Origin of the sequence: Variovorax sp. IB41 (assembly GCF_016405905.1) — a bacterium.
Lineage (GTDB): Bacteria > Pseudomonadota > Gammaproteobacteria > Burkholderiales > Burkholderiaceae_C > Variovorax.
In genome coordinates this window covers 1-8,380 of the sequence record NZ_JAEFCB010000038.1, presented here as the reverse complement: position 1 = coordinate 8,380, position 8,380 = coordinate 1, and the positions used below count along the sequence as shown (strand labels likewise).

Genomic DNA, 8,380 nt, shown 5'->3' with positions numbered 1-8,380 from the left:
CCCGAAGCAGGGCGCGCCGGTGTCGGACGTGCTGGGCCGCGTGGAGCTGATCGAGGCGCTGGGCGCGGACACGCTGATCCACGTCGACGTGGGCGGCGTGCCGCTCATCGCGCGCCAGAACGACCGCACGCCGTTGCAGGCCGGCGACGACGTGGCGGTCGAGCTCGACCCGTCGGTGCTGCATCTCTTCAACCGCGAAGGCCGTTCGGTCTCCGCGTGATTCCTCCCATTCTTTTCGGACATTTCCCGTGACTCTCGCAGCAGCGTCTACCGCGCACACACCACCGGCTCCTTCGGAGTTCACGGTGCTTCACCTGGGCCTGGGTTCGTTCCACCGCGCCCACCAGGCCGTCTACCTGCAGCGGCTGATCGAGGCGGGCGATACCCGCTGGTCGCTGTCGGGCGCCAACATCCGGCCCGACATGGCCGAGGTCGTCGCGGCGCTGCGGGCGCAGGGCGGGCGCTACACGCTGGAGACGGTGTCGCCCGCGGGCGAGTACCGCTACGAGCAGATCGAAGCCATCCGCGAGGTGCTGCCCTACGAGCCGTCGCTGGCCGCGGTGATCGCGCGCGGCGCGGCGCCTTCGACCCGCATCGTCTCGTTCACCGTGACCGAGGCGGGCTACTACCTCGACGCGAAGGACAACAAGCTGGACCTGTCGTTCGCCGATCTGGCTGCCGACATCGAACGCGCGCGGCGCGGCGAGGCCGGGGAGACGATCTATGGCGCGGTGTGCGCGATCCTGCGCGCGCGCAAGGCGGCGGGCGCGGGCCCGGTCACGCTCCTGAACTGCGACAACCTGCGCCACAACGGCGACCGCTTCCACGGCGGCCTGCTCGAATTCATCGAGCGCGCGGGCGACGCCGACCTGCTGGCCTGGACCGTCGCCAACACCCGCTGCCCGAACGCGATGGTCGACCGCATCACGCCCCGGCCGCCGCCCGAGCTGCGCGCGCGCGTGCTCGCAGCGACGGGCCGCGACGATGCCGCGCCGATCACGGGCGAGAGCTTCATCCAGTGGGTCATCGAGGACAACTTCATCGCCGGGCGGCCCGACTGGGGGCGCGTGGGCGTGGAGTTGGTCGAGTCGGTGCAGCCGTACGAAGAGGCCAAGATCCGCATCCTCAACGCGACGCACAGCTGCATCGCGTGGGCCGGCACGCTGATCGGGCTGGAGTTCATCCACGAAGGCACGCATGACGCGGCCATCCGCAAGATGGCGCATGACTACGTGACCGACGACGTCATTCCCTGCCTGAGCCCCAGCCCCATTGACCTCGCGACGTACCGCGACGTGGTGCTCGACCGCTTCGGCAACCCCGCGATCCGCGACACCAACCAGCGCGTGGCGGCGGACGGCTTCTCCAAGATCCCGGGCTTCATCGCGCCGACCGTGCGCGAGCGCCTGGCCGCGGGGCAGGGCATCGACAGCGTGGCGACGCTGCCGGCGCTGTTCCTGGCCTTCCTGCAGCGCTGGCACCGCGGCGCGCTGCCCTACGCCTACCAGGACCAGAGCATGGATGAGGCGGTGGCGCACGCGATCTGCGATGCGGCCGATCCGGTCGCGGCGCTGTGTGCCGACGCGGGCCTGTGGGGCGACCTCGCGGGCGATGCGCGGCTGGTCGAGGCAGTGCGCAAGGCCTGCGCGCGCGTCGTGCGCTTTGTCGAAGGCGACGTGAAATGAGCGGACGCCTGCAAGACCGCCATGTGCTGCTGACCGGTGCGGGCGGCGGCATCGGTCTTGCGGTGGCCGAGGCCTGCATCGCCGAAGGCGCGCGCTGCAGCGTGATCGACCGTGCCGGCAGCGCGCCCGACGCGGTGCGCGCGGTGCAGCAGCGCCATCCCGATCGCCTTGTCTACATCGCGGCCGACGTCACGCGCACGCAGGACATTCAACGCTTGCTGGCCGGGGCGATCGCCGCGTTCGGCCCCGTGCATACGCTCTTCAACAACGCAGCCGTGTTCGATCTCGCCCCGCTGCTCGAGAGCGACGAGGCCTCGTTCGACAAGCTCTTCGCCGTCAACGTGAAGGGCATGTTCTTCGTGATGCAGGCGGTGCTGCGCCACATGGTCGGGGCCGGCACGCAGGGCGCGTCGGTCATCAACATGGCCTCGCAGGCGGGGCGCCGCGGCGAGGCGCTGGTGTCGCACTACTGCGCGACCAAGGCAGCCGTCATCAGCTACACGCAGAGCGCCGCGCTCGCGATGGCGCCGCATGGCATCCGCGTGAACGGCATTTCGCCGGGCGTGGTCGACACGCCGATGTGGGACCACGTCGACAGCCTGTTCGCCAAGGCCGAAGGGTTGCCGCTTGGGGAGAAGAAGCGGCGCGTCGGGCTCGAAGTGCCGCTCGGGCGCATGGGCATGCCAAGCGACATCGCGGGCGCGGCCGTGTTCCTTGCCAGCGACGAGGCCCGCTACATCACGGCGCAGACGCTGAATGTCGATGGCGGCAACGTCATGAGCTGAAATGAGCCCGGCTAAGAAAGTATCGGCACCGTCCCCTTTTGGGCGGTGCATCGCGACCGGCACGGTGAGAAGATCGGCGTCCCTTGCAGCCTGCGGCCCATGAACGACGATTTCCATCTCTACCTCGACAGCGCCGACCTGGCGGAACTGAAGACCTGCCTGCCGCACCCGGTGGTCCATGGCGTGACGACCAACCCGACGCTGCTCAAGCGCGCAGGCATCGGCCGCGGCGAGGTGCCCGGCCTGCTCAAGCGCTGCCTCGACCTGGGCGTGCGGCAGGTGCAGGCGCAGGTGTATTCGAGCGACGTCGACGGCATGCTCGAGGACGCCCAGGCGCTGCTCTCGCACTTCGACCGCGGCCAGCTGGTCGTGAAGATTCCCGCCACGCGCCAGGGCTTCGATGCCGGCGCGCGGCTCATCGCGCAAGGCGTGCCCGTGACGTGGACGGCCGTGTACGCGCCCGAGCAGGCGCACTTCGCGGCGCAACTGGGTGCGGCCTATGCGGCGCCGTATCTCGGGCGGCTCGATGATTCAGGTGTCGACGGGCTGGGGCTGATCGCGCAGATGCAGTCGCTGGTCGCGCAGCGGCCGTCGTCGGGCACGCGGCTGCTGGTGGCGAGCATCCGCTCGCGCGAGGCGTATCTGTCGCTGCTCGCGCTGGGCGTCGGCGCCATCACGATTCCACCGCGCCTCTTTGCCGAACTGCTGGACCACCCCGCCACGCTGGCCGGCGAACGCGGCTTCCTGGACGATGCCAGCGAACTGAGCTGACCTACAAGATTCAAGCACCATGCGCATTGCACTCACGGGCGAAGCCCTGATCGATTTCACCGCCAGCGAGGCGGGCACCCTGGCGTTCCTCGGCCACGAGGGCGGCTCGCCGCTCAACACGGCCGTGGCTTGCGCGCGCCTGGGCGTGCACACGGGGTTTTTCACGCAGCTGTCGACCGACCTGTTCGGCGAGCGGCTGATGGAATTTCTCGCGCGCAATGGCGTGGACACCAGCTTCATCCTTCGCAGCCACGCGCCCTCGACGCTGGCCTTCGTCGAACGCACGCCCGAGACCAACCGCTATGCGTTCTACACAAGCGGCAGCGCCGATGCGACGTGGTCGCCCGAGCCGCTGCCGCAGTTGCCGGCGGAGTGCCGCTTCCTGCATTTCGGCTCGATCTCGCTGCTGCAGGAACCGGCGTCGACGCGCATCGCCGACCTCATCACCGCCAACGCCGGGCGCTGCGTGATCGTGTTCGACCCCAATGTGCGGCCGAGCCTGATCCCGGACATGGCGGCCTTTCGCCAACGCGTGACGAACTGGCTGGCGATGGCCGACCTGGTCAAGCTCAGCGACGAAGACGCGGAGTTGCTCGCGCCCGGTCAGCCGGTCGATGCGCTGGCCGCGGAGTGCCTCCAGGCCGGCGCGCGCGCGGTGATCGTCACGCGCGGCGGCGCGGGCGCCACGCTCTGGCGAACGGGGCGCGAACCGCTCGCCGTCGCGGCACCGCGCATCACCGTGGTCGACACCATCGGCGCGGGCGACACCTTCACGGCGGGGCTCTCGGTGTCGCTGCTCGCGCACGGCGTCGAGCATCCGGCCCAGCTCGGCGAACTGAGCGACGAGGCCTGGATCGAAGTGATGCGCTTCGCCGCCACCGCCGCCGCCCTGAACTGCACCCGCGAGGGCGCGGACCCACCCACCCTGGAAGCCGTTCACAACGCGCTCGCCCAGGCGGACAATTGAGGCTGCTTCCAGGCCTTGCCCTTCTGCCGCCATGACGACGTCCCCACGCAAACGTTCGGTCCCCCGTCAGCGCCAACCCGAGCTGGAGCGCGACTTCGCGCGCTCGCCCTCGCTGGGCTACGAGGCGCCCGAAGAAACCGGCCTGGTGCGATGCCTCGCGCACGGCTTTCCGAGCCCGCTGGTGCGCTGGCACTTCCATGAAGACTACGAGCTGCACCTGATCACCGAGACCTCGGGCAAGGCCTTCATCGGCGACTGGATCGGGCCGTTCCAGCCCGGGCACCTGGTGCTGTGCGGGCCGCGGCTGCCGCACAACTGGATCTCGCTCGACGTGCCCGAAGGCGGCGCCGCGGGGCGCGACCGGGTGATCCAGTTCCGCCACGAGCCGATCGAGCGGGCTGCTGCCGAGATTTCCGAGCTGCGCGAAGTGATGCAGCTGCTGGAGCGCGCGCGCCACGGCATCGAGTTCTTCGGCATGTCGCAGCAGGCGCAGGCGCACTGGGACAACATCAAGGCCGCGCGCGGCGTGCGCCGGCTCGGGCTGTTCCTGGAATTCATGGCCGACCTCGCGCAATGCACCGACTACCGCCTGCTCTCGAGCGTGCAGATGCAGGGCGTGCAGGGCAGCGACGGCGATGCGCAGGTCGACCAGATCAACGACGTCGTCAACCGCATCACCAACAACATGGCCGAGCCGATCTCGATGTCGGACGTGGCGGCCGAACTGGGCATGAGCGAGAGCCGCTTCAGCCGCTTCTTCCGGCGCTCCACGGGCAACAGCTTCACCGATTTCGTCAACCGCGTGCGCATCAACAGCGCGTGCCACCTGCTGATGCAGACCGACCACTACGTGACGGACATCTGCTACCAGGTCGGCTTCAACAACGTGGCGAATTTCAACCGGCGCTTCCTGGAGATCAAGGGCATGACGCCCAGCGAATTCCGGCGCCAGGCCGATACGCGCTTCGGCTCGGGCATTTCTTCGTAGTCAGAAAAGCAGGGAGCTCATCTTGTATCTGGGACTCGACCTCGGCACGTCCGAGCTCAAGGCGCTGCTGCTCGCGGGCGATCACCGCATCGTCGGCGTGGCGCGCGCGGCACTCACGGTCGAACGGCCGCAACCGCTCTGGTCGGAGCAGGCGCCCAGCCAATGGTGGCAGGCGCTCGAAGAGGTCATGGCGCAGCTTCGGGGTTCGCATGCGGAAGCGCTGTCGGCGGTGCGCGCCATCGGCCTGTCGGGCCAGATGCATGGCGCGACGCTGCTCGATGCGGCGGGCGAGGTGCTGCGTCCTGCCATCCTCTGGAACGACGGGCGCAGCGGCGCGCAGTGCGAGGCGCTCACACGCGCCGTGCCGCGCCTGGGCGAGATCACGGGCAACCTCGCGATGCCCGGGTTCACGGCGCCCAAGCTCCTGTGGGTGCGCGAGCACGAGCCCGAGATCTTCCAGCGCACGGCGCGCGTGCTGCTGCCCAAGGACTGGCTGCGCTTCATGCTCAGCGGCGAGGCGGTCAGCGAGATGTCGGATGCGGCCGGCACGCTGTGGCTCGATGTGGGTGCGCGCGACTGGTCCGACGAACTGCTCGAGGCCACGGGGCTCACGCGCGACCACATGCCGCGGCTGGTCGAAGGCAGCGAGGTGTCGGCGCAGCTCAAGCCCGAGTTGGCCGAGCGTTGGGGCGTGGGCAGTGGCGCCGTGCTCATCGCGGGTGGCGCGGGCGACAACGCGGCCAGCGCGGTCGGCATGGGGCTGGTCGAGCCGGGGCAGGGCTTCGTGTCGCTCGGCACGTCGGGCGTGGTGTTCGTCTCCACCGATCGTTTTTTGCCGAACCCCGCGCAGGCGATGCATGCCTTCTGCCACGCGCTGCCCAAGCGCTGGCACCAGATGTCGGTGATGCTCTCGGCCGCGAGCGCAGTCAGCTGGGCCGCGAAGACATTCAAGTTCGCCGACGAGGCCGCGCTGCTCGAAGCGGCGGCATCGGTGGCGCCGGCGGACCGGGCGCGCTGCCCGCTGTTCCTGCCGTATCTGTCGGGCGAACGCTCGCCGCACAACAACCCGAATGCGCAGGGCGCGCTGTTCGGCCTCACGCACGCGCATGGCCCGGCCGAGATCGCCTATGCGGTGGTCGAGGGCGTGAGCTTCGGACTGCGCGACGGCTTCGACACGCTGCGCCTGCCAGCCGACATGCCGTTGCGCGAAGTCGCATTGGTGGGCGGTGGCGCGCGCAGCATCTGGTGGGGGCAGTTGCTGGCCGACATCTTCCAGGTGCCGCTGACGCTGTATGCGGGCAGCGAGACGGGCGGGGCGCTCGGCGCGGCGCGGCTCGCATGGCTGGCCGATGGTGGCGCGGTGGCCGAGGTGTGCACGCTGCCGCCGGTCAAACAGAAGCTCACGCCTTCGTCCGAAGGGGCCGATGGGCACAGGACGCGGCATGCGCGATTCCAGGTGCTGTACATGGCGCTGCGCGATCAGTTTCGATAGATCCGCAGTACCGTTCGCCCATGAAAAAAGCCCCGCCGAAGCGGGGCTTTTTTCTGTTTCGCGAAACACCGCGGAACCGGCTTTGCCGGGCCGCAGGTGTTGCCCCCGGTAGGGGGTTGGCGTAGCGGACACGAAGTGCCGCGCAGCCTGGGGGCGAGCGAAATTACATGCCCATGCCGCCCATGCCGCCCATGCCACCCATGTCGGGCATGCCGCCGCCGGCGCCGGACTCGTCCTTCGGTGCATCAGCGACCATGGCTTCGGTCGTCAGCAGCAGCGAGGACACCGAAGCGGCGTTCTGCAGTGCGGTGCGGGTGACCTTCGTCGGGTCCAGGATGCCCAGCTCGAGCATGTCGCCGTACGTGTCGTTCGCAGCGTTGAAGCCGTAGTTGCCCTTGCCGGCCAACACAGCGTTCACCACCACCGAGGCTTCGCCGCCGGCGTTGTTCACGATTTCGCGCAGGGGCGCTTCGATGGCCTTGAGCACCAGCTTGATGCCGGCTTCCTGGTCGGCGTTGTCGCCCTTGACCGACTCGCCCACGGCTTGCTTGGCACGCAGCAGCGCCACGCCGCCGCCAGCCACGACGCCTTCTTCCACGGCAGCGCGGGTGGCGTGCAGTGCATCTTCGACGCGGGCCTTCTTTTCCTTCATTTCGACTTCGGTGGCAGCGCCGACCTTGATCACTGCAACGCCGCCGGCCAGCTTGGCCACGCGCTCTTGCAGCTTTTCACGGTCGTAGTCGCTGGTGGCTTCTTCGATCTGCACGCGCACTTGCTTCACGCGGGCTTCGATGTCGCCGGCAGCGCCGGAGCCGTCGATGATGATGGTGTTTTCCTTGCCCACTTCGATGCGCTTGGCTTGACCCAGGTCGGCCAGCGTCACCTTCTCGAGCGTGAGGCCCACTTCTTCAGCGATGACCTTGCCGCCCGTGAGGATGGCGATGTCTTCGAGCATGGCCTTGCGGCGGTCGCCGAAGCCAGGCGCCTTGACGGCCACGACCTTCAGGATGCCGCGGATCGTGTTCACGACCAGCGTAGCCAGGGCTTCGCCTTCGACTTCTTCGGCAATGATCAGCAGCGGACGGCCAGCCTTGGCGACTTGCTCCAGCACCGGCAGCAGGTCACGGATGTTGCTGATCTTCTTGTCGAACAGCAGCACGAAGGGGTTGTCCAGCAACGCCGATTGCTTCTCGGGGTTGTTGATGAAGTAGGGCGACAGGTAGCCGCGGTCGAACTGCATGCCTTCGACGACGTCCAGTTCGCTGTCCAGCGACTTGCCGTCTTCCACGGTGATCACGCCTTCCTTGCCGACCTTGTCCATCGCGTCAGCGATGAGCTTGCCGATGGTTTCGTCGCTGTTGGCCGAGATGGAGCCGACTTGCGCGATTTCCTTGGAGGTGGTGGTGGGCTTGGAAGCCTTCTTCAGCTCGGCGACCAGGGCCGTGACAGCCTTGTCGATGCCGCGCTTCAGGTCCATCGGGTTCATGCCGGCAGCCACCAGCTTGAAGCCTTCGCGGACGATGGCTTGTGCCAGGACCGTGGCGGTCGTGGTGCCGTCACCAGCGTTGTCGCTGGTCTTGGAGGCCACTTCCTTCACGAGCTGGGCGCCCATGTTCTGCAGCTTGTCCTTGAGTTCGATTTCCTTGGCCACGGACACACCGTCCTTGGTCACCGTGGGGGCGCCGAACGAGC

At 68.5% G+C, this 8,380-nt stretch carries 8 protein-coding genes; 7 read left to right on the top strand and 1 reads right to left on the bottom strand.

What is annotated here, in order from left to right; all coding sequences use genetic code 11:
• The 7 genes from JC881_RS32090 to xylB all read left to right on the top strand — a co-directional run.
• Positions 1-220 (top strand): TOBE domain-containing protein (locus JC881_RS32090; protein ID WP_198789794.1); only part of this gene is annotated, 220 nt, incomplete at its 5' end.
• Positions 221-305: 85 nt separating this feature from the next.
• Positions 306-1,685, top strand: a complete 1,380-nt coding sequence (gene dalD / locus JC881_RS32085) for a D-arabinitol 4-dehydrogenase (RefSeq protein WP_198789795.1) — start codon at positions 306-308, stop codon at positions 1,683-1,685.
• On the top strand, positions 1,682-2,470 hold the full coding sequence (locus tag JC881_RS32080; protein ID WP_198789793.1) for an L-iditol 2-dehydrogenase: 789 nt from the start codon (positions 1,682-1,684) through the stop codon (positions 2,468-2,470). Before dalD ends, JC881_RS32080 begins: the two co-directional genes overlap by 4 nt.
• A 99-nt stretch (positions 2,471-2,569) precedes the next feature.
• A complete protein-coding gene (locus JC881_RS32075) occupies positions 2,570-3,241 on the top strand; it encodes a transaldolase family protein (RefSeq protein WP_198789792.1) in 672 nt (223 codons plus the stop codon).
• A gap of 19 nt (positions 3,242-3,260) precedes the next feature.
• Entirely contained in the window at positions 3,261-4,208 is a 948-nt protein-coding gene (locus JC881_RS32070; RefSeq protein WP_198789791.1) for a carbohydrate kinase family protein, read from the top strand.
• A 31-nt stretch (positions 4,209-4,239) separates the two neighbouring features.
• Entirely contained in the window at positions 4,240-5,196 is a 957-nt protein-coding gene (locus JC881_RS32065) for an AraC family transcriptional regulator (RefSeq protein ID WP_198789790.1), read from the top strand.
• 22 nt (positions 5,197-5,218) lie between these two features.
• Positions 5,219-6,688, top strand: coding sequence for a xylulokinase (xylB, locus tag JC881_RS32060; protein ID WP_198789789.1), 1,470 nt, complete (start codon positions 5,219-5,221; stop codon positions 6,686-6,688).
• Positions 6,689-6,851: 163 nt separating this feature from the next.
• On the opposite strand, the gene groL is transcribed toward xylB, so the two are convergent.
• The coding region (gene groL, locus JC881_RS32055; protein WP_198789788.1) for a chaperonin GroEL at positions 6,852-8,380 on the bottom strand (1,529 nt) is incomplete at its 5' end.

Excerpts from the sequence above, each read along its gene's own strand:
- JC881_RS32080 (WP_198789793.1), top strand. The coding sequence starts at position 1,682 with ATGAGCGGACGCCTGCAAGACCGCCATGTGCTGCTGACCGGTGCGGGC.
- JC881_RS32075 (WP_198789792.1), top strand. The coding sequence starts at position 2,570 with ATGAACGACGATTTCCATCTCTACCTCGACAGCGCCGACCTGGCGGAA.
- JC881_RS32070 (WP_198789791.1), top strand. The coding sequence starts at position 3,261 with ATGCGCATTGCACTCACGGGCGAAGCCCTGATCGATTTCACCGCCAGC.
- JC881_RS32065 (WP_198789790.1), top strand. The coding sequence starts at position 4,240 with ATGACGACGTCCCCACGCAAACGTTCGGTCCCCCGTCAGCGCCAACCC.